This window comes from Clostridium rectalis (assembly GCF_900626095.1).
In the GTDB taxonomy this organism is placed as follows: Bacteria; Bacillota; Clostridia; order Clostridiales; family Clostridiaceae; genus Clostridium_AS; species Clostridium_AS rectalis.
In genome coordinates this window covers 1-25,857 of the sequence record NZ_UYZZ01000014.1, presented here as the reverse complement: position 1 = coordinate 25,857, position 25,857 = coordinate 1, and the positions used below count along the sequence as shown (strand labels likewise).

Genomic DNA, 25,857 nt, shown 5'->3' with positions numbered 1-25,857 from the left:
CTTATTATTTATTACGCTAATGGTGCTGCAATTTATATAGATGCATGGTAGAGAAAGATATTTTAAAAACCACTTATGATATATTTAAAAGAAAATTTACAAGATATAGAATATAAAGAGAGTATAACAGAAGAGTAAAATGTGAGAAAAATAGCAATAAATTTAACATATATGTTGATATAAATTATGATCAGTCTAAAAATCCAGTATTTCACAACAAAGAAAATGAGGGAAAATTTATAAATAATATGAGAACTATATTGGGAAATAGTAGTGACAAGTTTATAGAAAAAATGCAAAATGAATATAAACTAGACTTACTTCAATTAGGTAAGGTGGCAGCAGTTAAATATTGGAGAAGAACTGGTGCAGATTGGGATGAAATTATTAGTGATTCTAAAATAAATGTTCAATTTAAAATAAATTTAGATAAGGCTGGTAGGGGAAATTTTAAAAATAAAAATATATGCTTTAAAGCATATATTTTTATTTTTTTAATCCTATTCGTTCTCCTACAAGTACCTTTGTTTCGTAACCAAGTTTAGTTTGATCTATAATGTCTTTGTCTATTTCTACAGAATCTTTTTCTAAAAATAATACTACTGTTGAACCGCCAAATTTGAAAAAACCTTTTTCAGAACCTTTCTCTACTTTTTTGTTTGGTGTATAGCTTTGAATTATTGACCCTACGCAGGTTGCGCCAACCTCTACATATAAAATATCTTTAAAATTCTCAGAATGAAATAAGCTCCATTCTCTTTTATTTTTACAAAATAAGTTTTCTATTTTATTTAGAGCTACTGGATTAACAGAATAATAAGCTCCATTAATTTTTTCTGTTATTCCGCATAAACCGGAGTCTACAAAATGAAACCTGTGGTAGTCAGTAGGGCATAATCTTAAAATTAAACATATACCGTTATTAAATTTTTCAGCTATATCTTTGGAGTTTATTAATTCAATCAAGCTATAATTAAATCCCTTTATTTGTACTATGCTATTTAAATCTATATTATTATAGGCTAAAAGTCTACCATCACCAGGAGAGATAAATATATTTTCATCTAAGTTTATTGGTCTTGCTGTGGATTTTAATTTTCTTGTAAAAAAGTCATTAAAGGACTGAAATTCTTTTGATGATTTTAAAGATTCTTCTATATTAATATCAAATTCATTTACGAATCTTTGTATTTTTTTAGAACTTAATTTCGAATCACAATACTTGCCATAGAGAAAAGAAGTAAACTTTTTTTTAATCATAAGCTCTAAAAGACACATACCCACTGGTGAAGAATATATCCAGTTTAGATATTTTTCCCCAGAAACCTTCTCTATTGTATATTCTTTAGTATTTCTATTATATATTTTAATCATAAGATCCTCCTAATTAATAAAGGTTTTTTTATTATGTTTTATATAAATATTATAAATGATAAAATATATTTATCAATCAAAATGTATTGAGTTATATTTGAAAAATAGTATAATGGATTTAGAAATTGTACTGACTGGTCAATAAAAAAAATCGGAGAGGGTAAAAATGAATAAAACTAAGAGGTTAATATTTGAGGCGGCAATAAAAGTATTTTCTATATATGGTTTTGATGGAGCCACTATGGACGTAGTAGCTTCAGAGGCTGGGGTAGCTAAGGGAACTTTATATTATCATTTTAAAAGTAAGGAAGAGCTATTTAAGTATATAATTAAAGAGGGTACTAATTTAATGAGTGAAAGAATAAATGAAGTATCTAAAGAGGAAAGTAATTCTATAGATAAACTTAGGTTGTTGTGTAAAATTCAGATTAGTATGGTTTATGAGAATAGAGATTTTTTTAAAGTTATAATGAGTCAATTATGGGGTCAAGAATTAAGGCAATTAGAATTAAGAGAAAGTATTGAAGAATATATTAATAATATAGAAAATTATTTAGAGGAGGCTATAAAAGATGGATTTGTAAAAAAAGGGAAAAAATCTTTTATGGCATATACTATCTTTGGAATTCTATGTTCAGCAGCAATTTATGAACTAATAAATGAAGATAAAAATAACATAGATGAAGTTGTAGATAATCTTATGAATTATATATTAAAAGGCATAGAAGCGTAATCTAATAATAAACCTCTAATAAAAACTTGAGGTTTATTATATTGTCTTATATTGAATTTATTGATTATTCTTAAAATTTAGGGATTATGGATATACAAAAATGCGTTAAACACTGATATAATATTTCTAGGAATAATCAATGATGGTATAGAAAGGTAAGTTGATATGACTGGAAGTTTAATAAAAATTAATGAAATTTTAAAGGACTTAAGTCCATCTGAAAAAAAAATAGGAAAGTTTATTTTAGAAAATCCTAAAATGATTTCTCAACTATCCATAGGAGAATTAGCGCAAATGAGTGGGTCAAGTGAAGCAACTGTGGTAAGATTTTGTAAAATATTAGGGTTTAATGGTTATAAAGATTTTAAGGTAAGTATAATAAAAGACGTAGCTAATATGGGTGAGGATATAGACGAGGAACAATATACTGATGTAGAACCAGGAGACCCACTAGATATTATAATGGAAAATATTAGTTATAATAATAAAAAATCAATTGATAATACTTTAGAAATACTATCTGAAGATCAAATAAAAAAATCAGTTAAAGCTATAATTACAGCTGAAAGAATAGATTTTTATGGAATAGGTGCTTCATATATAATAGCATTAGATGCTCTTCAGAAGTTTTCAAGAATAAATAAGGTAGTTAGTGCATATCCAGATACTCATATGCAAATAGCATCTGCTTCTAATATGAAGTATGGAGATGTGGCAATAGCAATATCATATTCTGGAGAGACTAAGGATACTTATGATTCTATAAGGGTTGCAAAAGAATGTGGTGCTACTACAATAAGTATAACAAAATACGGACAAAATTCTATAAGTGAATTATGTGATATAAATTTATTTGTTTCTGCTCCTGAAATAACTATAAGAAGTGGTGCTATGTCATCTAGGATTGCTCAATTAAATGTTGTAGATATGTTATTTGCTGGAGTTGCTAGTTATAGGTTTGATGAGGTAATAAAATACCTTAATAATACTAGAAGGGTAATAAGAAAAAAGAAAATAAAATGATATTTGCATATGCAAATATCATTTTTCCTTTAGTTAAACTACACCAGTTTTAGTTTTTTCTCTTAACTGTTCTGGTGATGGAGAGTATAATTTTTTTCTTAGAAACTGTTCACCGATTTCAGGAAATGATAAATAAGTTAGTATGTCCTCATTATTTGTAGTTATATTTTTTATATCATTTTTGGTTTTTTCAAAAATTGGTTTTAAGGTGTCTGCATATCTAGATGTTATAGGTTTTTCATTTCCCAAGGCTTTTTTTAATAATGTCTGATTTATTTCTCCAGGGGCTCTTCCATATTCACCTTTACAATAAGATTTTACTTCTTTTAATAGCATCTTATATTTTTCACCAGTAAGAATATTTATAGTAGCTTGGGTTCCAACCATTTGACTCATTGGAGTTACAAGTGGTGGATAACCAAGGTCCTTTCTAACTTTAGGAACTTCCTCTAATACTTCCTCTAATTTGTTTAAAGAGTTTTGTTCTTTTAGTTGAGAAATCATATTTGAAAGCATCCCACCGGGTATCTGATATATAAGACCTTCTGGTTGAGGAGACAACACTTTTGGATTTAATATTCCAGATTTTATAAAATCTTCTCTTATAGGCTTAAAGAAATCATTGGTTTCTTTTAATAAGGTTCCATTTAAATTAGTAGTATAACCTGATTTTGTTAAGGCATAATGTAATGTTTCTGTAGCAGGTTGAGAAGTTCCTCCTGCAAAGGAGGAGATAGCACAGTCTATTCCATTTATACCAGCTTCCACAGCTTTTAAATAAGACATTTCAGCTAGTCCATTTGTACTATGGGAATGAAGATAAACAGGAATTTTAACATTTTCTTTTATATTTTTAATAAGATCAAAAGATGTTTTAGGCATCAATAGACCTGCCATATCTTTTATACATATGGAGTCTGATCCCATATCCTCTAGTTGTTTAGCTAATTTCACATAGTTTTCTATGTTATGAATAGGACTTACAGTATAAACTATAGTACCTTGGGCATGTGCCCCTTGCTTTTTAGTTTCTTCTAAGGCAACTTTTATATTTCTGTAATCATTTAATGCATCAAATATTCTTATTATATCAATACCATGGTATACTGAGGCTTTAATAAATTCTTTAACGCAATCATCTGGATAATGTTTATATCCTAAAATGTTTTGGCCTCTTAAAAGCATTTGTAGAGGAGTATTTTTTACAACTAATTTAATTTTTTTTAATCTATCCCATGGATCTTCATTTAAATATCTTATGCAAGAATCAAAAGTTGCACCGCCCCAACATTCCAGGGAATAATAACCTACCTTATCTAATTTATCCAGTATAGGTGCGAATTGATCAAAAGATAGTCTTGTGGCTACTAAGGATTGATTAGCATCTCGTAATATTGTTTCGGTAATATGTAGAGAATTCATAATACCACTCCCATTGTAAAAATTTTACTCATAGATATATTGTATCATAATAAATATGAAAAGAGATTAAAAAAACTAAAAATTTTGAATATACTATATTTTAGTAAAATTTAGGGATAAGTTTTTACTCGTATTGACAATAAAAATGAATTGTAATAAACTATTATAGAAAGCTATAGTGGGATTAAATTTAATATATGCGCTCGTAGCTCAGCAGGATAGAGCAGCGGTTTCCTAAACCGCGTGCCGGGGGTTCGATTCCTCTCGGGCGCACCAAGAGCCCTCAGTATGTACTGGTGGCTTTTATTTTATAATTAAGGAAAGATAAATATGTTAGATTTTATGAATGAAGCTATAATTGAAGCTAAGAAAGCCTATAAATTAGGAGAGGTGCCAGTAGGCGCAGTAATTGTAAAAGATGATATTGTAATTGCTAGAGCTTATAATATGAGAGAAAAATTAAAAGATCCAACTGCACATGCAGAAATTATGGTTATAAAAACGGCGGCTAAAGTTCTAGAAAATTGGAGATTAAACGGTTGCCATATGTATGTTACATTGGAACCATGCCCAATGTGTGCAGGTGCAATCGTTCAGTCTAGGATAAGTAAAATATATATAGGAACTTTTGATGAAAAATCAGGATGTTGTGGAAGTATACTAAATTTATTGCAAAATAAATATTTAAATAGTGATATAGAAGTAAGCTGGATGTATAATAGGAAATGTGGATTAATTTTAGAAGAGTTTTTCAAAGAAAAAAGAAAAGGGAAAAAATAATTATGGAGAGATGTCCGAGAGGCCGAAGGTGATTGACTCGAAATCAATTGTAGAAGGAAATTTCTACCGAGGGTTCGAATCCCTCTCTCTCCGCCAATACCATATCATAAAAATACACTTAATTTAGAAATTAGGTGTATTTTTTATATTCATTAACAAAAGGTTAACAACAAATAAAGAGGAGTTTAATTTAAAAAAATAGAATATTATTTTATAAAAATTATGGGAGGGACAGTTAAAGTGGTAGATGCTTGTAAAGAAGATTTGGTACAATATATCCCTAAAAGTGATACTATCGTAGTTTATGATAAAAATGGACAGTGTTATGGAAAAGTATCATATGAATGTTTTTATAAGAAAGAGTTTGATGATTTAGGATTAGATTTAAAGGAGCTAATATATAATAGATATAATATGCCTTCTAATTATAAGGGAATAATTTTCTCAATAAAAAATATTGTGGAAGACAATAATATTTCATATGAAGTTATAGAAATACAAGAGGGGAAAATAAAAGAATATAATTTTCAGCTATATGATTCTATAAAGAATGAAATTCCTAATCAATTATGTAAGGATATAGAGAACATAATAATTGAAAAATATAAGGAATACAATAAAGATAACTGTATTAAATACAGAAGCATGTATAATAAGAAAAAAGTAGGATTTATTAGTTTACAATGTGATTGTAAGGATAATAAAATTGAAATTATAATAGATAAAAATATAAAGTTTTCGAAGGAAATAAGAAGAATTTTAAACCAGTATCCAGGATTCTTACTAAAAGTAGAAGTTATAGATAGTTAGATTAAACAATGATAGGATAATCGTATAACAAAATATTACAAATATATGCTTATAGATGTATATTACATTAATAGATAGTGTAGAAAAATAAAAAAAAATATTAAGAATAAATGTTTATAGTAAATAAAGAAAAAAATATGTATATTATCTCAATGTTTACTAATTTTTGTAATAATGTTATAATCAATACAAGAAAAGCGTGTAACCCTAGTGTTTTAACATAGATGTAATAAGATTAATATTATTTCTTATTTTATAGAAAATAGTATTAAAATTGTGAATTTAAAATATCCACCGGATATAATAAAGGAGGATTTTTAAATGTGTAGAAATCTAATGTCTTCATATATTGATATAAATGAAATGGATGTTTTAGTAGAAAAACAGATAGGTAATAATGATGGTTTATTAGATATAGAAAAAGAGATTGAATGTACTAGGCAATTGTTAAATGAAGTTACTTGTGATATAGATGATAGAGAAAAAAGCGAACAAATATTGAAGGTTAGTCAATATATGGACAAGTTATTAAATGAATATACTAGTATTATTAGCAATAAATAATATTCAAAAAATTAAACTTTTTATAAAAAACTATTGAAGTTATTTAAGATCAATAGTATAATAAGTATTGTCTTTATGGACTAAATGAATTTAATAGTTTTAAAATTCATGAGCAATCCGAGGAGAGATGTCCGAGTGGCTGAAGGAGCACGCCTGGAAAGCGTGTGTAGGGGCAACTCTACCAGGAGTTCGAATCTCCTTCTCTCCGCCAGTTAAACTTTGCCGTGCTAGACGGGGAGTTAGCGGTGCCCTATAACCTGCAATCCGCTATAGCAGGGTTGAATTCCTCGCTTAGGCTGTAGTCTGTGGGGTCTGACCTATAAAAGTGGCGTTGAGAACTGGGTCCCACGCAACGGAAACTCATGAACTCCGTCAGGTCCGGAAGGAAGCAGCGGTAAGTGATCATTTTCGTGTGCCGTGGATTAACCTAGTTTGAGTTAACTATATAGGTAACGCTCATAGGTTACAAGCCAAAGCGAGGTGCACGGTTTAATACCTTGAATTTTGCGCACAATAAACAGTAGTTTATTGTGCGTTTTGTATTATATAATAGAATAAAGTATTTTGTTATTTTAAGGGGTGATGTAAATGGCATATACCGCTTTGTATAGAGAATGGAGACCTAAAATTTTTGATGATGTTGTAGGGCAACAACACATCACAGTAACTTTAAAAAATCAAATAAAAAATAATAGAATAGCACATGCATATTTGTTTTGTGGTACTAGAGGAACAGGAAAAACATCAACGGCTAAAATACTTGCTAAAGCAGTAAATTGTGTAAATATACAGGAGGGTGAACCGTGCAATCAGTGTGAAATGTGTAAAAAAATAAATGCTGGTATATTAATGGATGTTGTAGAACTTGATGCTGCATCTAATAATGGTGTAGATAAAATTAGAGAGATTACAGAGGAGGTAAACTATCCTCCAAGAGAAGCTAAGTACAAAGTATATATAATGGATGAGGTACATATGCTTTCTCAAGGTGCGGTAAATGCTTTTCTAAAGACTTTAGAAGAGCCGCCAGCAAATGTAATATTTATATTGGCAACTACAGATCCGCAAAAACTTCCAATAACTATACTTTCTAGATGTCAGCGTTTTGATTTTAAAAGAATAAAAAATGATGATATTTTTAAAAGATTAAGGCTAATTGTAGAAGATCAAGGTATTTTTGCTGATGATAGAAGTTTAAATCTAATATCACGAATGTCTGATGGTGCAATGAGAGATGCTTTAAGCGTTTTGGATCAAGCTATAGCTATGGGATCAGAAAAGATTGATTATAATCAGGTTGTAAATATGTTAGGATTAGTTACTAACGAAAATTTAATTAAATTAACAGATAGTATAATAGATAAAAATATCGAGAATTCTATGAAGACTATAGATGAAATAGTTTTAAGTGGAAAAGATATAAATTATTTTATAAAAGATATGATTACTCATATGAGAAATTTATTAATGGTAAGAGTTAGCCAAAATCCAGAGGATATTCTTGATATGTCTGAGGAAAATATAAATCTAATAAAACAGCAATCAGATAAGATAAGAGTAGAAGAAATAATGAGAGATATAAGAATTCTTCAGGATGCAGAGGAACAGTCTAAATGGACAAAACAAAGTAGGATATATCTAGAATTAGCTGTAATAAAAATGTGTAAAGTTGAGTATGATACATCTAAAGAAATAATACTTTCTAGATTGAATAAATTAGAAGAGGCTATAAAAAATGGTGAAATAAAATTAAATTGTGAAACTATAATACCAAAACCAGTTAAAAAATCACAGGTTTTATCAGAAAAAAGTCAAAATAAAATAGAACCAGAAAAACAATTTAATGCCCATTCTAATATTGATATAGATATAGTAAAAAAATATTGGAGAGATATATTAGAAACATTTAAAGCTAAAAGGCATATGGTATTATATGCATCTCTAATGACTTCTTACCCAATAGATTGTAAGGATGGTATCATAATAATAAGATATGAAAAAGAATATGCGTTTAATAAGCAGCGTCTTGAAAAAGATGAGAATAGAAAAATTGTAGAAAATATTTTTTCAGAGGTACTAAAAGAAAAAGTTAGAATAAAATATATTATAGATGAAGAACAAGTAACAGAAGAAAATCCTGAAGAAATGTTGAAAAAAACTTTTGGTAAAGATATAGTAGAAGTATTAGATGAGTGAATTAAAACCAATTTACAGTTTATAATTCATGGTATACAATTAATATTTGTATAGCTTAATTTTATATTTTAATAATTAAATATTAAAGGAGGAATTAATTATGGCAAAAAACGGTATGCCTAATTTTGGTGGTGGAAATATAAATAATTTAATGAAACAGGCTCAAAAGTTTCAAAAACAGATGGAAACTATGCAGAAGGATTTAGAAGATAAGAAGTTTAAAGTAAGCGTAGGTGGAGGAGCTGTAACAGCGGTTGCAAATGGTAAGAAGGAATTATTAGATATACAAATAAAACCAGAAGTAGTAGATCCAGATGATGTTGAAATGCTTCAAGATTTAATAATATCAGCATGTAATGAAGCCTTAAAAAAAGCAGAAAATGAAACTGCTAATGAAATGAAAAAGATTACTGGAGGATTAAACTTACCTGGAATGTTTTAGTTGCTAATATACGATAGAGGTGAATGAATTGGAATTTTATCCTGTAGCCATTGAAAAACTTATTGAAGAGTTTGCTAAGCTTCCTGGTATAGGACATAAAACAGCACAAAGATTAACTTTACATGTATTAAATTTGCCTAAGGATGAAGTAGATGGATTTGCTAATGCTCTTATTAGAGCAAGAGGAACTATTAAATATTGTTCTGTATGTGGAAATTTTACTGATAAAGATCCTTGCGCTATATGTAGTAATCCTAGTAGAAATAAAAAATTAATATGTGTTGTTGAACAACCAAAGGACATAATCGCCATGGAAAAGGTTAGGGAGTATAATGGACATTACCATGTACTTCATGGAACTATATCCCCTATGGCAGGAAGAGGTCCAGATGATATAAAGCTTAAAGAACTTATAAGAAGGATAAATGGAGAAGTTAAAGAGGTTATAGTTGCAACTAATCCCAATGTTGAAGGGGAGGCTACAGCTATGTATATAGCTAAAATTTTAAAACCTCTAGGTACAAAAGTAACACGAATAGCTCATGGTATTCCAGTAGGTGGAGATCTTGAGTATGCGGATGAAGTTACTTTGTCTAAAGCTTTAGAAGGAAGAAAAGAGATCTAATAAACTTAGTGAATAAACCTTCTGTTTCATGTCAAAAATTATAACATAGCATGAAACAGGAGGTTTTTATATGTATAATTATATTAAAGTTAAACTTAAAAAAGATGGAAATTACAATGAGGAAGAAAAAAAAATAATAATGAGTATTGTAGAGGCAAGGGAAGAAATGGTAAGGGCTAGAAAGTATTTTGAAATAGTTAATGATCCTATGTTAGTAGATTATGCTATATATACTGAGCAGGCAGCTAGAGCTAAATATATGTATTTGTTAAACATAGCTAAAAATAAAAATATAAAGATTAAGTATTGCTATATGTTAAAAGAAATTAATGCTGTATAATTTTAATAAACTTATAATATTTATAATATAGAGTATTAATTAAAAGAGGGGGATATTATGGAGTATATCGGATATTTTTTAATTGCTATATTAGGTCTTGTAGTACTAGTAAAATTATTTGCTTGGCCATTAACAATTTTATTTAAATTAATAGTTAATGGAGTATTGGGAGTAATATTGTTATTTCTAATAAACTCTGTTGGAACACTTTTCAATTTCTACATAGGGATTAACGCAGTCACAGCGTTAATATCGGGTTTTTTTGGAATCCCTGGAGTAATTTTTCTAATAGTTTTTAAAACGTTACTATAGATAAGTTATATATTGGAAGGTGAAGTGATATGGCTTCTTACTTGAAGGATATACAGGATTCTGTTATAAAATATGCAAATATTATATCCAAAGTTTTAGAAGTAGAATTAGAGATAGTAGATGAAAGTTTGAATAGAATTGCTGGTACAGGTATTTTTCAAAATAAAATAAATGAAAATATGGAAGTTGAAGGGTACGTATATAAAAAAGTATTACAAAGTGAGAGTCCTCAAATTATATATAAACCAGGACAAGATAAATTATGTATTCCCTGTCCTAATAGGGAGAATTGTAAAGAAAAATTTGAAATGAGTACTCCTATAAAGTTAAATAATCAAATTATAGGGGTAATAGGGTTAGTATGTACTAAAGATGATGAAAGAGAATATTTACTTAATAGATTTGATGTAAATATGGAGTTTTTAAAACAAATATCAGAATTTATAAGTATAACAGCCTATGAAAAGAAAGAGAAAGTAAGAATTCAAACATTAATGGAGCTATTTAACATAATAATAGATAAAGTAGACCAAGGAGTTGTAATAATAAGTTCGGATAATTATATTACTCATATAAATAAAAATGCTTTAAGATATTTCAATTTAAATAATGATTATTTGAAGCATAAAATTTATATAGAGGCAAGCGGAGAAGAAATTTTAGATTTTAAAGAATATAAGGTAATAATAGATAATGAAAAGTTTAATTTATTAGGCAATATGTATCCTATATATTTAGATGATAGTAAATATAATAAAATGTTTTTTTTCCGAGATTTAAAAGAATTTGAAAATAAGATTAATAAAATGAAGGCATTAGAAAAAAATATAACTTATGATGATATATTAGGTAATAGTGTTAAAGTAAAGAAACTTAAAAACACTATAAAAAAAGTTGCTTCTTCTAGATCTACGGTATTGATTACAGGAGAAAGTGGAACAGGAAAAGAATTAGTAGCTAAATCTATACATAATGAAAGTAATAGAAAGGAGCAACCTTTTGTGCCAATAAATTGTGCTGCAATTCCGGACTCATTGCTTGAAAGTGAACTTTTTGGGTATGAAAAAGGAGCATTTACTGGAGCTAATCCCTTAGGTAAAATAGGGAAATTTCAATTAGCTAATAAGGGAACTATATTTTTAGATGAAATAGGAGACATGCCTTTATTTTTACAAACTAAATTATTAAGGGTATTGCAGGAAAGAAGAATAACTAAAATTGGGTCAAATAAAAATATAGATATAGATGTTAGAGTAGTGGCGGCTACAAATAAAAATCTTATAAAAATGATAAATGAAAATAAATTTAGAGAAGATTTGTTTTATAGACTAAATGTTATTCCTATAGAGGTGCCACCACTTAGAAATAGAATAGAAGATATGAAAATTTTAACACAACATTTTATAAATAAATACTTGAATTTATTTAACAAAGAATTTTTATCAGTTCAGGTTTTAGATGATGTTTGGCATATATTTTATTCTTATTCCTGGCCAGGTAATATAAGAGAGCTAGAAAATACTATAGAGTTTATGATAAATATGGTAGGTACAGATGGGATATTAAGTTCAAAAATATTGCCTAAAAATATTGTGGAAAATATTGTGGAAACTAAAATAAATAAAGATGATGAAATATATAATTTAAAGGATTTAGAGAAAACAACTATAATCAGGGCTTTGAATAGATTTGGTAGAAGTACTGATGGTAAAAAAATGGCTGCTGCAAAATTGGGAATAGGTATAGCTACATTATATAGAAAGATAGAGGAATATAATTTATCAAAATGATAAATTATATATATATATAGTATGAATAAAGCACTGAGAAATAAAGAAATTAGAAGTTATTATCAAAATGATAAAATTATTGTTTTGATAATAGCTTTTTTTATAATTTTCCTAATATGTGTGCTTATATAAGGTTTGAGTGTTGGCACAGATATTGCTTTTAATTATAATATGAGTTTTTATAAAAGTATTAATTAACATATAAATATTTTATATTATAGATAAATATAGGAGGGAAAATAATGGAAAATTCAAATCATATTAAATATATTATTAATAAAAAATCTAGGAAATTATCAGAGGATAAGATAAGCACTGATTTTATTTCAGAAGAAATTATAAGTAAGGTAAGAAAATTTCACAATACTTTTAATGAATACGAGATTACTCCATTACATAGTTTAGACAATTTGGCGGATTATCTAGGAATAAAAAATTTATTTTTAAAGGATGAATCCTATAGATTTGGACTGAATGCATTTAAAGTATTAGGCGGCTCTTATGCTATTGGAAAATATTTGGCAAATAGGTTAAACGTGGATATATCGGAAATCTCTTTTGATTTGTTAAAATCAAGGGAAATAAGAGAAAAGATCGGTGATATCACTTTTGTAACAGCTACAGATGGAAATCACGGAAGAGGAGTAGCATGGGCAGCAAATAGATTGGGTCAAAAATCTGTTGTATATATGCCTAAAGGTTCATCAAAAACAAGACTAGATAACATAGAAAATGAGGGGGCAGAGGCAAGCATTACAGATTTAAATTATGATGATGCTGTAAGATTAGCAAATAAAAATGCCCAAAATTATGGATGGATAATGGTACAAGATACAGCTTGGGAAGGGTATCATGATATCCCTGTTTGGATAATGCAAGGATATGGAACATTAATTCATGAAGCAATAGAGCAACTAAATGAAAAGGGAATAGAAAGACCAACTCATGTGTTTTTACAAGCAGGGGTGGGATCTTTTGCCGCATCAGTTCAAGGATATTTGGTTTCTAAATTTGGAGAAAATAGACCTAAAACTATAATAATAGAGCCTGATAATGCAGCTTGTATATATAAATCAGCTTGTATAAATGATGGAAAATCACATGCAGTAACTGGTGAAATGCCAACAATAATGGCCGGGTTAGCTTGTGGAGAGCCTAATACAATAGGTTGGGATATACTAAGGGATTATTCAGATGTATATTTATCATGTCCAGATTATGTTTCTGCTAGAGGAATGAGGGTATTAGCAAGTCCATTAAAAGGAGATCCACAAATTATATCAGGAGAATCAGGAGCTGTTGGAGCTGGAGTAGTAAGTTTACTTAAAAAACAAAGTTATAGGGAGTTAAAAGAAAAATTAGGAATAGATAAAAATTCAAGTGTATTAGTAATTAGTACAGAAGGGAATACAGATCCTTATAAATATAAAGATATTGTATGGGACGGTGATAATGCTTCTATATAAAATATATTGTTTAAGGGGGAAATAAAATGTTTAATGATGAAAAAAAAGAAAAAGTTATAAAGGTTTGTAGGGAATTGGTGAAAGTTAAAAGTTATTCAGGTTGTGAAAGTAAAATTGTTAATGCATTAAAACAGATTTTTAAAGAGAATAATTTTGATAATATTTTTGTAGATAATTACGGTAATATAATTGGGCATATTAGAGGAAATAAGAAAGGAAAAAAAATTTTAATGGATGCGCACATTGACACAGTTCCGGTGATTGATGAAGCAAAATGGAAACATAATCCATTTTCTGCAGATATAGAAGGTGAAAGGATATATGGTAGAGGAACTTCTGATATGAAAGGTGCTTTAAGTGCAATGATTTGTGGAGCATCAAATTTTGCACAGGCAACTAACAAAGAATTTGCTGGGGATATTTATGTGGCAGGAGTAGTTCATGAAGAGTGTTTTGAAGGGGTGGCTTCAAGAAAAATTAGTGAAAGATTGAATCCGGATTATGTGATAATTGGCGAGGCATCTCAGTGTAATTTAAAGATAGGACAAAGAGGAAGAGCAGAAATAGTAGTAGAAACTTATGGGAAACCTGCTCATTCAGCAAATCCTGATGAAGGAATAAATGCAGTATATAAAATGTCAAAGTTAATAAATGAAATAAAAGATATGGAAATGACACATGATGAAGAGTTAGGAGGTGGAATATTAGAGTTAGTTGATATTAAATCTTCACCATATCCAGGTGCTTCAGTAGTGCCTGATTATTGTAAAGCTACTTATGATAGAAGACTATTAGTTGGTGAAACAAAAAGTGAGGTAATTGAACCTATTTTAAATATTATAAATAAAATAAAAAAAGAAGATAAAGGGTTTAATGCTAAAGCATATTATGCAAAGGGTGAAGAAAGATGTTATACAGGAGAAATAATATCTGATGAGAGGTTTTTCCCAGCTTGGAAATTTACCAGTGAAGAAGAATTTATAGAAAAATCCTTTAAGGCATTAAAAGATGTAGGGATAGATTGTGAAATAACATATTATTCTTTTTGTACAAATGGTAGCCATTATGCTGGTGAAAAAGGAATTAAAACAATAGGTTTCGGACCATCTGCAGAAAATTTAGCTCATACTATAGATGAATATATAGAAATAGAACAATTAGTTAAGGCTACTAAAGGGTATGAGGCTATGGCTAAATCATTGCTAGAAGAGTAGGGGGATAAATAATTTTTTACGATATCATAGCTTGTCATTGAAAATCTAATGTTTTACTGTTTAAAAATAAGGGGGAAGGTTATATGCCTATAACGTTAATTATTATAATTTTATATATGGTTATTATAATGGGTGTGGCAGTTATTTCTTCGAAAAAGAAAGTCAAAAATTCAAAGGATTTCTTATTAGCAGGGAGAAACTTAGGACCTTTTGCTTTAGCGGGAACTTTGGCTGCAACTGAAATTGGAGGAGGAAGTACTGTGGGAGTTGCAGCAAAAGCTTATGGAGAATGGGGGCTTTCAGCAGGTTGGTATGTTGTATGTTGTGGAGTAGGAATATTTTTAGTTTCTTTTATTGCCCCAACATTAAGAAAAGCAATGGCAACAACTATCCCAGAAATTATGGAGAGAAGATATGGTAAACCTTCACATATAATTACTACCATTTTGTCAATTGTGGCTTTGTTTGTGGCTACAGCTGTTCAAATAATAGCAACATCAACTATTATAAGTGTAGTAACAAAAACACCTTTAAAGAAAACTATAATTATAGCAGCAGTGGTAATAACTATATATACAATGCTTGGGGGACTTGTTTCCGTTGCAGCTACAGATATAATACATATTATTTTTATAACTGTTGGTATGACTATAGCTATGCCTATAATTGTGAAAAATGCAGGTGGATGGTCAGAAGTAAAAGCTACATTACCACCAGGTCAATTAGGATTTACAAAAGTAGGATGGAAAACAATTATCGGTTTAATATTAATGTATTTTATGACATTTTCAACGGGGCAAGAGGCAGTTCAAAGATATTTTGCAGCTAGAAATGCCAAAATAGCTAAGATGGGTTCTTTTTTATGTGCACTAATAATGGCTTTATATGGTTTTGTTCCCGCTATAATTGGATTAGTAGCTTTATCAAAGTTTCCAGGAATTGATGCTAATAATGCTATGGCAACTGCAGCAATTAATTTTGCTCCTACAATAGTAGCAGGGCTTGTATTGGCTTCGGTATGTGCAGCTACAATGTCTAGTGCATCAGGAAATATGATAGCTGTTTCAACTTTATTTACTAAGGATGTTTATGAAAGATATATAAATAAGAATGCAACAGATGATCAACTAATGATTATGAGTAAGTCGGTTATAATATTTGTAGGTTGTGTTTCATTAATTATTGCATTGTCTAATACTCAGATAATACCATTACTTGTTTTTGCTTTTACTATTAGGTCAGCTGGACCTTTTGCGGCTTTTGTTTTTGGTTTATTATATAAAAAAGCTACTGTAAATGGCGGTTTTTATTCACTAATATGTGGAAGCATAGCTTCATTTATTTGGCAATATTTAAATGAACCCTATGGGGTAATGTCTGTTGTTTTTGGATCTATAGTAAGTACAGTTGTATTTTTTACGGTTAGTTTATTTGAAAGAAGCAAGGGAGTACCAGCAGCTCCACCAGCAATAACAAAAAAACATTTAGATATGCTTTCTGAAGAACAGATGAAAATGTAGTTTTAAATAAACTAAATTTGGGGAAGGAGAAATACTATGAGTAGCTTGTTAATTAAGAATGGATTAATAGTAGATGGTACCGGAAAAGAAGGGTTTATTGGGGATTTAGCAATTAAAGACAAAACAATATTTAAAATAGGTAAGATTCATGATATGGATTTTGATAAAGTTATAGATGCCAATGGGAATATTGTATGTCCAGGTTTTATAGATACACACAGCCATTCGGATTTAAAAATATTAATAGATCCTTATGTAGAGCCTAAAATTAGACAAGGTATAACTACTGAAATATTGGGACAAGATGGTATATCTATGGCACCTCTTCCTAGAAAGTATATAAAACCTTGGAGGATGAATTTAGCAGGGTTAGATGGAGATAGTGATGAGCTAAACTGGGAATGGGAAACTACTGAGGGGTATTATAAATTATTAGAGAAAAATGGGGTTGGTCCTAATGTTACTTATTTAGTTCCTCATGGAAATATTAGAATGGAGGCTATGGGATTAGAAAATAGAAGAGCTACAAAAGAGGATTTATTAAAAATGAAAGAAATAACTAGAAGAGAATTAGAATCTGGGGCCGCAGGAGTGTCTACAGGATTAATATATATGCCATGTGCTTATAGCAATACAGAGGAGATTATTGAAATTTGTAAAGTTGCAGCAGAATTTGATAAACCTCTTGTTGTTCATCAAAGAAGCGAAGCGGATACAATATTAGAATCTATGGAAGAAATAATTCAGATAGGAGAGGCTAGTGGTGTAAAGATACATTTTTCTCATTTTAAAGTATGTGGTAAGAAGAACTATGATAAAGTAGATAAAGTGTTAGAAATTTTAGATAGAGTAAAGGATTTAGGTATACAAGTATCATTTGATCAGTATCCATATGTAGCAGGAAGTACAATGTTAGGAGTTATTCTTCCTCCATGGGTTCACGATGGGGGAACTGATAAATTATTAAAGAGACTTGAGGATAAAGATTTAAGAAAAAGAATAATAGAAGATATTGAAAATGGAATATCTGGATGGGATAATTTTATTGATTTTGCAGGATTTGATGGAATATATGTAACTAGTGTTAAAACTGAGAAGAATAAAGATTGTATAGGTAAAAATTTATTAGAAATAGCTAATATGCGACGAACGGACCCTTATAATTCTACTTTCGATTTATTATATGAAGAGAAAAATGCTGTAGGTATGTATGATTATTATGGAAAGAAAGAGCATATAATAAAAATAATGAAAAGGCCAGAACAAAATCTTTGTACAGATGGACTTTTAGGTGGTAAGCCTCATCCTAGGGTGTATGGTGCGTTTCCAAGATTGCTTGGGAAGTTTGTTAGAGAAGAAAAGGCTTTAAGATTAGAGGAAGCTATATATAAAATGACATTAAAACCAGCCACTGTATTTAGATTTGAAGATAGAGGAGCTTTAAAAGAGGGTAAGAAAGCTGACATAGTAATTTTCAATAGGAAAACTGTAAAGGATAAATCAACCTTTATAGATCCTATACAGTATCCAGAGGGCATAAATACTGTTATAATCAATGGTAAAATTATTTTAAACAATAATATTAGAGAAAAGGAACTAACAGGGGAAGTTATAAGAATAAAATAAAGAGGATATACTTTAAAAGGTTATATTTTTAAATTTCTTAGAATTAATTTAAAAATATAACCTTTTTTATAAAGTTAAGTGGACTTAATATTGTTATAATTAAATTATTTATTATATAAAATTTATTTAGTTATAGCAATATTATAATGTTAAAATATATATAATAGTTTACATATATGTGAGTTATTTTGTGTGCAATGTGGATATTTTTCTTAATAAATGTGGATAATGCAATATAAAGATAGGAGATATTAGTATGTTTATAACTAAAGATATAGTTAAAGCTAAATTTATAAGAAGGCCAAATAGATTTCAGGCTTATGTTTATTTATTTGGTGAAGAGATAATGGTACATGTCCCCAATACGGGGAGGTGTAAAGAAATTTTAGTACCAGGTTCTTTAGTGGTTCTTAGAAAAGAGGATAATCCTCTTAGAAAAACAAAATTTGATTTAATAGGTGGATATAAGGGAGAAAAATTTATTAATATAGATTCACAAATACCTAATAAAGTGGTAGAAGAAGCTTTGTTAGAAGGAAAAATAAATAAGCTTAAAGAATATTCTATAATAGAAAGGGAAAAAACCTTTGGAAACAGTAGGTTTGATTTTAAACTTTCTAATAACTTAGGAAAAGAGTATTTTTTAGAGGTAAAAGGAGTAACTCTTGAAGAAAACGGTGAAACTAGATTCCCAGATGCACCAACAGAACGTGGAAGGAAACATTTACTAGAGCTTGTTGAAGTTAAAAAGAGTGGTAAAGGAGCAGGAGTTCTTTTTCTTATACAAATGGATGATGTTTATTATTTTACTCCCAATGATACTATGGATGAAAAATTTGGAGAGGCAGTGAGAATAGCAAATAAAAATGGAGTAGATGTATTTGCGTATAAGTGCTGTGTAGGGGAAAATTTTATAACTTTAAAAGATGAGGTTGAAATAAGATTATGATTAATTAAATAGTTATTTCATAAGAAGGAGGGGGAAATTCTAAGGGTTACTTAGAATATAAGTTTATGAGGTTTAAATATTGTCCAAAATGTGGTGAAAGGTTAATAGAAAAGTATAGTTGGGATGAAGGTGGAGTACCTTATTGTCCTATAGATGATATTATGTATTTTGATACTCCAAAGCCATGTGTTGTAGTAGCTGTAATAAAAGAAAATGAGATTTTACTTTTAAAACAAAGTTATATTTTTAAAGACTCTAAAGTTTTGGTTTCTGGATATGTTAATAATGGAGAAACAGTAGAGCAAACTGTATATAGAGAAGTGAAAGAAGAAACAGGTATAAGTGTAGAAAATATAAAATATTTGGGAAGTGAATATCTATTTTCAAAGGAAATATTAATGCTTACTTTTATGGCAAAATATAAAAGTGGAGAAATTAGAAAATCAGAAGAAGTAGAGTGGGTAGAATGGGGAGAACTGAAAAGTGCGTTATGTGAGATGCATGAGGATGAGATAGGAAAAAATGTTGTTAGAAAAGTTTTAAAGGAAATAAATTATGACTTAGAAAAAAACTGATAAATGTGAAATAAAGATACTAGAAGATTCCTAGTATCTTTATCTATATCTAATAAGTGTTATGGTTAAAAATTTATTATCTTCGTATTTTATATCTGCTTTATCACACATCATTCCTACTAAATTTAATTCTGAGGTATATAAGTCATCTCCTGGTAAGTTCCAGTAGTATTCTTCTAGCTCGTGTAATCTAGGTGATGTTAGTAAATCCTTAGCTTTATCTAATGTTGTAGTATCTAAATTGTTTACATAAGCAACTAATGTTAGGATAGTTTTATTTTCAAAATTGTCTACATCCATATTAAATTTATGAGATGATATACGGTAACAAAAGCCCATTAACTCACTTACCATTTTTAAAACTTTATTATTTTCATTTTTCATATTATCTATACTCCTTTTTAAGCCCATTAATTATGGGAATTAGTATTATAGCAACAAATCCTCCTGCAAAACCGTTATTATATAAATTAAGACCTGCATGAAGATAACCTATATTCATGACAATGCAAGTATGAAGAAAACCAGCTAATAAACCATAAATGTATCCAAATTGACCTGATATAGGAGCTAAAGTCGTACTAAATAGTGATGAAAGAAGTATGCCAGGGGAATTTATATTCCATATATTAAAAAATCCTGCTAGTATGGTACCTAAAACTATTGGTATAGTATTTTTTATGTGTTTTCCAAAAGCACCAAAGCCTACTATTGTAAATATACCAGCCATAACTGGACCGTTTATAGCGCCACCTATAATAAGTACATAAGAGGTAAATAATATACCTAATATGCCCATATTTATAAGACAACATCCCTGGCCAAATAAAATATAATAATCTGATACCAGCCTTCCAGATTGTTTATATAAATTTTTTAAGTTTATAAAACTTTTATTGTTTAATATATAACCTATCACTAACATTGATGTAAAAAGTGTCATTAAAAATATAGCAAGTATATTAGTATATTCTGTAGACCATAAAAATCTTTGTTCAAAATCTATCCCTATTAATCTAAATATTGACATAGTTAAAGTAGCTATTAAGCCAGCTGCAAATCCAGAATTATATAAATTATATCCTTGGTGAACTTTTATAGAATATGATGCTACAGGTGGCAGGATAAATCCAAGTAAAGTTCCTATGATAATACCTAGCAATATTCCCTGCCACCAAGAAAAATAACCAGAAAAACTAAGCTGGTTAACTGTGGGGGATAAAGTACTACCGAACAAGGCAATTAATATATAATTTAGAAAAGGTTCTTTTTGATATTTTGAATAAAGCCAAGTTCCTAAGAATATAGGCCATACATTAAGAAGATTTTTACCAAAGAAGGCGAAACCACCCATTGTAAATAGAGCGGCAAAGGTTGAGCCGTTAGGTTTAACTTTTAATTTAATTAATATGAATATACATATAAGACATAGTAATCCTGAATTTATAAATGAAGCACCTATACCACCTATTTGTAAATAATCTGTTATTAAAATATCAGATTCCAAAAATATAGTTTTTAAACCGGAAAGTATATTAGATAAACTATCATTACATAGACCAAAGATAATAAAGAAAGAAAAGTAGACTATTATAAGAAAATAATTTAAAAATGTTTTATTTTCCATGTAAACCTCCCAATTTATAATATAAAATATAATAGGTGATATAAGTATTATATATAGATAACATTTTTATTATCCCTATAAATAAGAGGAATTTATTCATTATTTAAAGAATAGATAAGGATTGAAGAGTATACAAATAAGGAGGAAAATATGAAAGGTGTATTATATTATTTTAGTGGTACTGGAAATACTAAATGGGTAGCAGATAGATTTGAGGAAAATTTTAAGTATAAAAATATAAGATTAGATTTGTTAAATATAGAAAACAAAGATGATATATCTATAGAGGGATATGAATTTATGATAATTGGTACGGCAATTTATGCAGGGACAGAGCCTAAATTAGTGGATGATTTTATTAATAGGCTACCTAATTCAAATAATAAGTTAAAGGTAATAGTTTATTCAACTCAAGGGGCGAAAACAGCATCAGCAGTAGGCATATTGAAAAGGAATCTACAAAAAAAGGGTTATAATGTGGTAATAGAAACTATGTTTCAAATGGGTAATAATTATTATTTTGCATTTGGAAAAAAACCTGATAAAGATGAAATTAAAAATATTATTGACAAAGCAAAGTATCAGGTAGAAAATATTGTAGAAGACTTTTTAAATAATATAGAGGTTAAATCGGGTATAACAGCTATAAGAACTGGTTTTGCTCAAGTTACAGCAAAAGTATTTATTAAATTTTTACCATCTATGTCTAAAAATTTAAAAGCCACTGATAAATGTATAAATTGTGGTTTATGCTTAAGAAATTGCCCTAAAGGGAATATAATTTTTGAAAACGGTGTTACTGTGTTTCATAGTAATTGTATGTTGTGTTTAAGATGTATTCATTTGTGTCCTGTAAATGCTATTACATATAAAGATAAAACTATAGAACAAACTCAAAAAGAAATAATTAAATGTCTACATATTAAATAAAACTAAGAGGTGATTTGTATTGGCAGTAGGAGGAGATAACTGTAAGCAGTGTCCCGAGTTGATAAAGGGACAGTGTGACGGGAAAGTGGATAATTGTATGTGTAAAAGATGTCCTAGAAATTTAGGCAAATGTTTGACAACTAAATATTGTACTGAAACTGAATCTGTACTTAATTATTAAATAAAAACACATTTTAGCTTTAAAAGTTAAAATGTGTTTTTATATTAGAATTTTTTTTTGTTTAGTGGGAACAATATATACAAATGTTATTAAAAATATAAAAGAAGGTGTTGTATGTGAGGTTAGCTGAGTTAAAGATGATAGTAGCAGAAAATTGTGAAGGATATGAACCTATGGCATCTGTATTTATTTCAGACATTGGTAGTAATATAACCGATAGTTGTGAGAACTGCTACAATTTTAAGGATGGTAAATGTATAAAGAATCTTTTTGACCCTATTAAAGAAAAAATATATAGAAATTGAGGAGGCAATTTATTATGTCTAATGCTTATGAAATGATGGCAGTGGCATGTTTATGTCCTAAATATATGCCAGTGTATGATGGATTTCAATCTTCTACAGGAGAACCTGAAAATAAAAGTTGTATAAATTGCTCAAATTATAGTGAAGGTGTATGCAATATTGATTATTATGATACAGTGGCAGCAAGCTTGGATCAAAGTTAGTTTAAAAAGGCAGCTATAAATTGCTGTCTTTTTTTGTGTTTATTTATAGTATTAAATAAGAATTAGTGTTTTAAAAAATATATAAAATTCAAAAAATTATGATATAATATTATATATAAGAAGTAATTATATAAAATGTTATTAAGTTAATATATATTTATATAATAAATAGTTTTTACCCAACGTAGAGTAATTTTGAAAATGACAGAATATTAAAGAAGTGGATTTTTTTCTATTTATATGTATATGTGATACGGGAAAAAATAGTATACTTATGAATCAAGAATTAAATTTATAGGCTTGTACCCAGGTCATATCTACGGGTTAATTATAGTGAAGACTTGTGGTTTATCATTTGGAAAGGGTATTTCTCTGGAAAAAGTAAAGTCTATATGTCTTGGTATTCTGTTAATATTAGATTGGCTTGTTCTTATAAAAATTTTTAATAGAATTAAGGTTATATAATACTTGAACGGGGATTTATATTAAAAATATGGTATTAAAGGATAAGTCAAAGGCAACCCTATTTGGGTTGCCTTTAATTTATTACTAATTAAAATGCACAGATATAGAATAATTACAGCAATTATTATTATTTAGTAATAATTGTACTAGATTTTTCAGTGATTTTTCTGTATTATACAAAGCCTTATTTAATATGGAGGGTTCATTTAACTTTTCATACATTCTTTCTTTAACTTTTGTGATTAATATTTGATTTTCAGCAGGGGTTAATTTTATTTCACCAAATCTTAATGCCCCCATTTTTGTTTCATAGGAGGTTTTTTTCTCATCTATATTAATGGATTTAATATTAGGTTTAGGAACAGTAATTTTAATAGTTTTATCCTTGTTATCAATGGAAATATTTTTCTTTTGTACTTTAGATAAGTCTATGGAATATATAGATTTACTATAGAAATTTATATAGGTTATTTTCCTAAATATGTTAAACTCTCCCCAGCTATCATTCAACATAACTTTATCTGATAGTTCTATTTCCATAGTTATTAAGTCTTCCTTCTCATGAATTTTATTAATAATTGCCTCACTTGTTATTGTACGTTTAGATATGGAGTTTACTTCTTTTGATATACCAGGTAATGAAGTTGAATCAGATTTAATAAGTATGGTATAGAATATAATAAAACCAATAATAATTAATAAAAATTTATTTTGTGATTTTTTATTCATTATATATCTTAAAGTTTTATAAAACTTTAGAGTTCACCACCTCTTTAATTATTTATTATTAATATAAGGGGAGTTTATACTAATAAATTATATATATTTATTATTTATATGTTTTTTAGTAAGAATATGCTGTATGATATAATATGTCTTAACAAAATTATAGTTATATGTATAATAGTAAGATTATTTTAGATATTAATTTTAATTACAGGTATTTATTTCATTAACATTCTATTTAAATTAAATAGTTACGAGTTAATACTTGGGAGATAGGGGAGATAAAATGATAAACTCAAAGGAAATAAGTATCAATTTAGTAAATGGAAGTATAAATGAATATATAATAAAAGATTACATAGGTATTACACTAGGAAGAATATTTATTATAGAATTATCTAAGGAAAATAAGTATTGTTCGTTTAGGATAAAGTTTTATAAAAATAATAAAGATACATATAAATATTTAAGGGATACATTAAATAAACTTATTATTTCATTATTTAATAATATGTGTATATTTAAAATTAATGTATTGGCAGAAGAAGATATAAACCTTGCTGCGTTTACAGATATAGGTTTCCAATTAGAAGGAGTTTTGTCTAATACTTGTATAAAAAATAATATATACAAAGATGAACTTATATTTGGTATAGATAAAGATACCTTTGGAAAGAATATAATGAAAAAAATTATATTACATGGTGACTATATAAACTTAAAAGTATTAACACCTGAAAATTCTGAAGAAGTATTAGAATATTATATAAAAAACAAACATTATTTAGAACCTTTTGAACCTACAAGGGAAGAGAATTTTTATACTATAGATGTTCAAAGGAGAACACTTATAGAAAGTTACAAACAGTTTTTGAATGGAACTTCAATAAATTTTGGAATATATAATAATGACAAGTTCATAGGTAAAATACAATTGTCTAACATAGTTATGGGAGTATTTAGAAGTTGTTTTGTTGGATACTCTATAGATCAGGATGAACAAGGAAAGGGATATATGACAGAAACGTTAAAACTTGTGGTAGATTATGCTTTTAAAGAATTAGAGATAAATAGGATTGAGGCATCTACTTTATTAAATAATGATAAATCTCAAAACGTATTAAAGAGATGTGGATTTAAAGAATTGGGTTTAAATGAAGGTTACTTATATATTAATGGGAAGTGGAGGGATCATATAACTTTTTATATATTAAATAAAAATTAAAACAACTTGTTCACGCGTGTCCATATATATATACAGGAGAAAATGGAAGAATAATAGAGAAAAAAACAAATATTTTTTTAAAATTGTTGAATACTTGAAAGTTGGCATAATAATTTGTGATACAATAACACATGTCGCTGAGAGATGTGACAAACAACACAACAACAAACAACAATTCAACAAAAATGTTGAAAAAAGTTGTTGACAAGAAAGATTTAGGATGATAAAATAAAGAAGTCGCTTAAGTGCGGCGGTTGATCTTTGAAAATTAAACAGAGAAGAATGAAACCAGTTAATTCTTAACACAAAGTGTTAAAATAGCGATGAGCTAAAAAAGATTAAACTTTTAAATTGAGAGTTTGATCCTGGCTCAGGACGAACGCTGGCGGCGTGCCTAACACATGCAAGTCGAGCGATGAAGCTCCTTCGGGAGT

Annotated in this window: 27 protein-coding genes, 3 tRNA genes, 1 rRNA gene, 1 other RNA gene and 1 pseudogene; 28 read left to right on the top strand and 5 right to left on the bottom strand. The window is 28.4% G+C overall.

Annotated elements, in window-relative coordinates; genetic code table 11:
* Window positions 1-137: 137 nt before the first annotated feature.
* A pseudogene (locus EJL03_RS15195) lies at window positions 138-545 on the top strand (Ger(x)C family spore germination C-terminal domain-containing protein); the annotation flags it as partial.
* On the opposite strand, the gene EJL03_RS15190 reads toward EJL03_RS15195, so the two are convergent.
* Window positions 487-1,374 carry a phosphatidylserine decarboxylase gene (locus EJL03_RS15190; RefSeq protein ID WP_125154821.1) on the bottom strand — a complete coding sequence of 296 codons (888 nt, stop codon included), beginning with the start codon at window positions 1,372-1,374 and terminating at the stop codon, window positions 487-489. The pseudogene EJL03_RS15195 and the gene EJL03_RS15190 overlap by 59 nt on opposite strands.
* A 166-nt stretch (window positions 1,375-1,540) precedes the next feature.
* Here EJL03_RS15190 and EJL03_RS15185 point away from each other — a divergent pair, with 166 nt between their 5' ends.
* Window positions 1,541-2,107: a TetR/AcrR family transcriptional regulator gene (locus EJL03_RS15185; protein WP_125154820.1), complete on the top strand. Its 567-nt coding sequence runs from the start codon at window positions 1,541-1,543 to the stop codon at window positions 2,105-2,107.
* A 165-nt stretch (window positions 2,108-2,272) separates the two neighbouring features.
* Entirely contained in the window at window positions 2,273-3,130 is an 858-nt protein-coding gene (locus tag EJL03_RS15180; protein ID WP_125154819.1) for a MurR/RpiR family transcriptional regulator, read from the top strand.
* 33 nt (window positions 3,131-3,163) lie between these two features.
* Here the strand turns inward: EJL03_RS15180 and EJL03_RS15175 are convergent, their stop codons facing one another.
* Window positions 3,164-4,552, bottom strand: coding sequence for a pyruvate carboxylase subunit B (locus EJL03_RS15175; RefSeq protein WP_125154818.1), 1,389 nt, complete (start codon window positions 4,550-4,552; stop codon window positions 3,164-3,166).
* A 199-nt stretch (window positions 4,553-4,751) separates the two neighbouring features.
* Here EJL03_RS15175 and EJL03_RS15170 point away from each other — a divergent pair.
* The 19 genes from EJL03_RS15170 to EJL03_RS15080 all read left to right on the top strand — a co-directional run bounded on the left by EJL03_RS15170 (window position 4,752) and on the right by EJL03_RS15080 (window position 19,761).
* Window positions 4,752-4,828, top strand: a tRNA-Arg gene (locus tag EJL03_RS15170).
* 54 nt (window positions 4,829-4,882) lie between these two features.
* The gene (locus EJL03_RS15165; protein WP_125154817.1) at window positions 4,883-5,332 is read left to right on the top strand and encodes a nucleoside deaminase; all 450 of its coding nucleotides are present in this window, start codon (window positions 4,883-4,885) and stop codon (window positions 5,330-5,332) included.
* A gap of 4 nt (window positions 5,333-5,336) precedes the next feature.
* Window positions 5,337-5,428, top strand: a tRNA-Ser gene (locus EJL03_RS15160).
* Between the two features lie 144 nt (window positions 5,429-5,572).
* On the top strand, window positions 5,573-6,142 hold the full coding sequence (locus tag EJL03_RS15155) for a hypothetical protein (protein ID WP_125154816.1): 570 nt from the start codon (window positions 5,573-5,575) through the stop codon (window positions 6,140-6,142).
* A gap of 321 nt (window positions 6,143-6,463) precedes the next feature.
* Window positions 6,464-6,706, top strand: a complete 243-nt coding sequence (locus EJL03_RS15150) for a Spo0E family sporulation regulatory protein-aspartic acid phosphatase (protein ID WP_125154815.1) — start codon at window positions 6,464-6,466, stop codon at window positions 6,704-6,706.
* Window positions 6,707-6,827: 121 nt separating this feature from the next.
* Window positions 6,828-6,917: transfer RNA gene (locus EJL03_RS15145), tRNA-Ser, on the top strand.
* 11 nt (window positions 6,918-6,928) lie between these two features.
* Window positions 6,929-7,194: signal recognition particle sRNA large type (gene ffs / locus EJL03_RS15140), an RNA gene on the top strand.
* A 100-nt stretch (window positions 7,195-7,294) separates the two neighbouring features.
* Window positions 7,295-8,902, top strand: coding sequence for a DNA polymerase III subunit gamma/tau (dnaX, locus tag EJL03_RS15135; protein WP_125154814.1), 1,608 nt, complete (start codon window positions 7,295-7,297; stop codon window positions 8,900-8,902).
* 100 nt (window positions 8,903-9,002) lie between these two features.
* Window positions 9,003-9,344 (top strand): YbaB/EbfC family nucleoid-associated protein, encoded by a 342-nt coding sequence (locus EJL03_RS15130; protein ID WP_125154813.1) that lies wholly within the window; start codon window positions 9,003-9,005, stop codon window positions 9,342-9,344.
* A 28-nt stretch (window positions 9,345-9,372) separates the two neighbouring features.
* Window positions 9,373-9,969, top strand: a complete 597-nt coding sequence (recR, locus tag EJL03_RS15125) for a recombination mediator RecR (protein WP_125154812.1) — start codon at window positions 9,373-9,375, stop codon at window positions 9,967-9,969.
* Window positions 9,970-10,039: 70 nt separating this feature from the next.
* On the top strand, window positions 10,040-10,309 hold the full coding sequence (locus EJL03_RS15120) for a YaaL family protein (protein WP_125154811.1): 270 nt from the start codon (window positions 10,040-10,042) through the stop codon (window positions 10,307-10,309).
* A gap of 57 nt (window positions 10,310-10,366) precedes the next feature.
* Window positions 10,367-10,621 carry a pro-sigmaK processing inhibitor BofA family protein gene (locus EJL03_RS15115; protein ID WP_125154810.1) on the top strand — a complete coding sequence of 85 codons (255 nt, stop codon included), beginning with the start codon at window positions 10,367-10,369 and terminating at the stop codon, window positions 10,619-10,621.
* A 29-nt stretch (window positions 10,622-10,650) separates the two neighbouring features.
* On the top strand, window positions 10,651-12,411 hold the full coding sequence (locus tag EJL03_RS15110) for a sigma-54 interaction domain-containing protein (protein WP_125154809.1): 1,761 nt from the start codon (window positions 10,651-10,653) through the stop codon (window positions 12,409-12,411).
* Window positions 12,412-12,653: 242 nt separating this feature from the next.
* Window positions 12,654-13,877 (top strand): diaminopropionate ammonia-lyase, encoded by a 1,224-nt coding sequence (gene dpaL / locus EJL03_RS15105; protein WP_125154808.1) that lies wholly within the window; start codon window positions 12,654-12,656, stop codon window positions 13,875-13,877.
* 26 nt (window positions 13,878-13,903) lie between these two features.
* Complete coding sequence (locus EJL03_RS15100; RefSeq protein ID WP_125154807.1) at window positions 13,904-15,091, top strand: YgeY family selenium metabolism-linked hydrolase; 1,188 nt, start codon at window positions 13,904-13,906, stop codon at window positions 15,089-15,091.
* An 83-nt stretch (window positions 15,092-15,174) separates the two neighbouring features.
* On the top strand, window positions 15,175-16,611 hold the full coding sequence (locus EJL03_RS15095) for a sodium:solute symporter family protein (protein ID WP_125154806.1): 1,437 nt from the start codon (window positions 15,175-15,177) through the stop codon (window positions 16,609-16,611).
* Window positions 16,612-16,647: 36 nt separating this feature from the next.
* Window positions 16,648-18,237 carry an N-acyl-D-amino-acid deacylase family protein gene (locus EJL03_RS15090; protein WP_125154805.1) on the top strand — a complete coding sequence of 530 codons (1,590 nt, stop codon included), beginning with the start codon at window positions 16,648-16,650 and terminating at the stop codon, window positions 18,235-18,237.
* Window positions 18,238-18,493: 256 nt separating this feature from the next.
* A complete protein-coding gene (gene sfsA / locus EJL03_RS15085) occupies window positions 18,494-19,186 on the top strand; it encodes a DNA/RNA nuclease SfsA (protein ID WP_125154804.1) in 693 nt (230 codons plus the stop codon).
* A gap of 65 nt (window positions 19,187-19,251) precedes the next feature.
* Window positions 19,252-19,761: an NAD(+) diphosphatase gene (locus EJL03_RS15080; protein ID WP_125154803.1), complete on the top strand. Its 510-nt coding sequence runs from the start codon at window positions 19,252-19,254 to the stop codon at window positions 19,759-19,761.
* 39 nt (window positions 19,762-19,800) lie between these two features.
* Here EJL03_RS15080 and EJL03_RS15075 read toward each other — a convergent pair whose 3' ends face one another.
* Both EJL03_RS15075 and EJL03_RS15070 read right to left on the bottom strand, forming a co-directional pair.
* On the bottom strand, window positions 19,801-20,145 hold the full coding sequence (locus EJL03_RS15075; protein ID WP_125154802.1) for a hypothetical protein: 345 nt from the start codon (window positions 20,143-20,145) through the stop codon (window positions 19,801-19,803).
* 1 nt (window position 20,146) lies between these two features.
* The gene (locus EJL03_RS15070; protein WP_125154801.1) at window positions 20,147-21,388 is read right to left on the bottom strand and encodes a DUF1576 domain-containing protein; all 1,242 of its coding nucleotides are present in this window, start codon (window positions 21,386-21,388) and stop codon (window positions 20,147-20,149) included.
* A 150-nt stretch (window positions 21,389-21,538) separates the two neighbouring features.
* Here EJL03_RS15070 and EJL03_RS15065 point away from each other — a divergent pair, with 150 nt between their 5' ends.
* From EJL03_RS15065 to EJL03_RS15055, 4 genes are all read left to right on the top strand, one after another.
* Window positions 21,539-22,318 carry an EFR1 family ferrodoxin gene (locus tag EJL03_RS15065; protein WP_125154800.1) on the top strand — a complete coding sequence of 260 codons (780 nt, stop codon included), beginning with the start codon at window positions 21,539-21,541 and terminating at the stop codon, window positions 22,316-22,318.
* A gap of 19 nt (window positions 22,319-22,337) precedes the next feature.
* On the top strand, window positions 22,338-22,499 hold the full coding sequence (locus tag EJL03_RS16230; RefSeq protein ID WP_164509119.1) for a hypothetical protein: 162 nt from the start codon (window positions 22,338-22,340) through the stop codon (window positions 22,497-22,499).
* Window positions 22,500-22,615: 116 nt separating this feature from the next.
* On the top strand, window positions 22,616-22,804 hold the full coding sequence (locus EJL03_RS15060) for a hypothetical protein (protein ID WP_125154799.1): 189 nt from the start codon (window positions 22,616-22,618) through the stop codon (window positions 22,802-22,804).
* 14 nt (window positions 22,805-22,818) lie between these two features.
* Window positions 22,819-23,007: a hypothetical protein gene (locus EJL03_RS15055; RefSeq protein ID WP_125154798.1), complete on the top strand. Its 189-nt coding sequence runs from the start codon at window positions 22,819-22,821 to the stop codon at window positions 23,005-23,007.
* Between the two features lie 549 nt (window positions 23,008-23,556).
* On the opposite strand, the gene EJL03_RS15050 is transcribed toward EJL03_RS15055, so the two are convergent.
* Window positions 23,557-24,201 (bottom strand): DUF4230 domain-containing protein, encoded by a 645-nt coding sequence (locus EJL03_RS15050; RefSeq protein ID WP_125154797.1) that lies wholly within the window; start codon window positions 24,199-24,201, stop codon window positions 23,557-23,559.
* Window positions 24,202-24,484: 283 nt separating this feature from the next.
* Here EJL03_RS15050 and EJL03_RS15045 point away from each other — a divergent pair, with 283 nt between their 5' ends.
* Window positions 24,485-25,423 carry a GNAT family N-acetyltransferase gene (locus tag EJL03_RS15045; RefSeq protein WP_125154796.1) on the top strand — a complete coding sequence of 313 codons (939 nt, stop codon included), beginning with the start codon at window positions 24,485-24,487 and terminating at the stop codon, window positions 25,421-25,423.
* Window positions 25,424-25,770: 347 nt separating this feature from the next.
* Window positions 25,771-25,857, top strand: a 16S ribosomal RNA gene (locus EJL03_RS15040); the annotation flags it as partial.

Excerpts from the sequence above, each read along its gene's own strand:
- EJL03_RS15190 (WP_125154821.1), bottom strand. The coding sequence starts at position 1,374 with ATGATTAAAATATATAATAGAAATACTAAAGAATATACAATAGAGAAG.
- EJL03_RS15185 (WP_125154820.1), top strand. The coding sequence starts at position 1,541 with ATGAATAAAACTAAGAGGTTAATATTTGAGGCGGCAATAAAAGTATTT.
- EJL03_RS15180 (WP_125154819.1), top strand. The coding sequence starts at position 2,273 with ATGACTGGAAGTTTAATAAAAATTAATGAAATTTTAAAGGACTTAAGT.
- EJL03_RS15175 (WP_125154818.1), bottom strand. The coding sequence starts at position 4,552 with ATGAATTCTCTACATATTACCGAAACAATATTACGAGATGCTAATCAA.
- EJL03_RS15165 (WP_125154817.1), top strand. The coding sequence starts at position 4,883 with ATGTTAGATTTTATGAATGAAGCTATAATTGAAGCTAAGAAAGCCTAT.
- EJL03_RS15150 (WP_125154815.1), top strand. The coding sequence starts at position 6,464 with ATGTGTAGAAATCTAATGTCTTCATATATTGATATAAATGAAATGGAT.
- dnaX (WP_125154814.1), top strand. The coding sequence starts at position 7,295 with ATGGCATATACCGCTTTGTATAGAGAATGGAGACCTAAAATTTTTGAT.
- EJL03_RS15130 (WP_125154813.1), top strand. The coding sequence starts at position 9,003 with ATGGCAAAAAACGGTATGCCTAATTTTGGTGGTGGAAATATAAATAAT.
- EJL03_RS15120 (WP_125154811.1), top strand. The coding sequence starts at position 10,040 with ATGTATAATTATATTAAAGTTAAACTTAAAAAAGATGGAAATTACAAT.
- EJL03_RS15115 (WP_125154810.1), top strand. The coding sequence starts at position 10,367 with ATGGAGTATATCGGATATTTTTTAATTGCTATATTAGGTCTTGTAGTA.
- EJL03_RS15110 (WP_125154809.1), top strand. The coding sequence starts at position 10,651 with ATGGCTTCTTACTTGAAGGATATACAGGATTCTGTTATAAAATATGCA.
- dpaL (WP_125154808.1), top strand. The coding sequence starts at position 12,654 with ATGGAAAATTCAAATCATATTAAATATATTATTAATAAAAAATCTAGG.
- EJL03_RS15100 (WP_125154807.1), top strand. The coding sequence starts at position 13,904 with ATGTTTAATGATGAAAAAAAAGAAAAAGTTATAAAGGTTTGTAGGGAA.
- EJL03_RS15095 (WP_125154806.1), top strand. The coding sequence starts at position 15,175 with ATGCCTATAACGTTAATTATTATAATTTTATATATGGTTATTATAATG.
- EJL03_RS15090 (WP_125154805.1), top strand. The coding sequence starts at position 16,648 with ATGAGTAGCTTGTTAATTAAGAATGGATTAATAGTAGATGGTACCGGA.
- sfsA (WP_125154804.1), top strand. The coding sequence starts at position 18,494 with ATGTTTATAACTAAAGATATAGTTAAAGCTAAATTTATAAGAAGGCCA.
- EJL03_RS15080 (WP_125154803.1), top strand. The coding sequence starts at position 19,252 with ATGAGGTTTAAATATTGTCCAAAATGTGGTGAAAGGTTAATAGAAAAG.
- EJL03_RS15075 (WP_125154802.1), bottom strand. The coding sequence starts at position 20,145 with ATGAAAAATGAAAATAATAAAGTTTTAAAAATGGTAAGTGAGTTAATG.
- EJL03_RS15070 (WP_125154801.1), bottom strand. The coding sequence starts at position 21,388 with ATGGAAAATAAAACATTTTTAAATTATTTTCTTATAATAGTCTACTTT.
- EJL03_RS15065 (WP_125154800.1), top strand. The coding sequence starts at position 21,539 with ATGAAAGGTGTATTATATTATTTTAGTGGTACTGGAAATACTAAATGG.
- EJL03_RS15055 (WP_125154798.1), top strand. The coding sequence starts at position 22,819 with ATGTCTAATGCTTATGAAATGATGGCAGTGGCATGTTTATGTCCTAAA.
- EJL03_RS15050 (WP_125154797.1), bottom strand. The coding sequence starts at position 24,201 with ATGAATAAAAAATCACAAAATAAATTTTTATTAATTATTATTGGTTTT.
- EJL03_RS15045 (WP_125154796.1), top strand. The coding sequence starts at position 24,485 with ATGATAAACTCAAAGGAAATAAGTATCAATTTAGTAAATGGAAGTATA.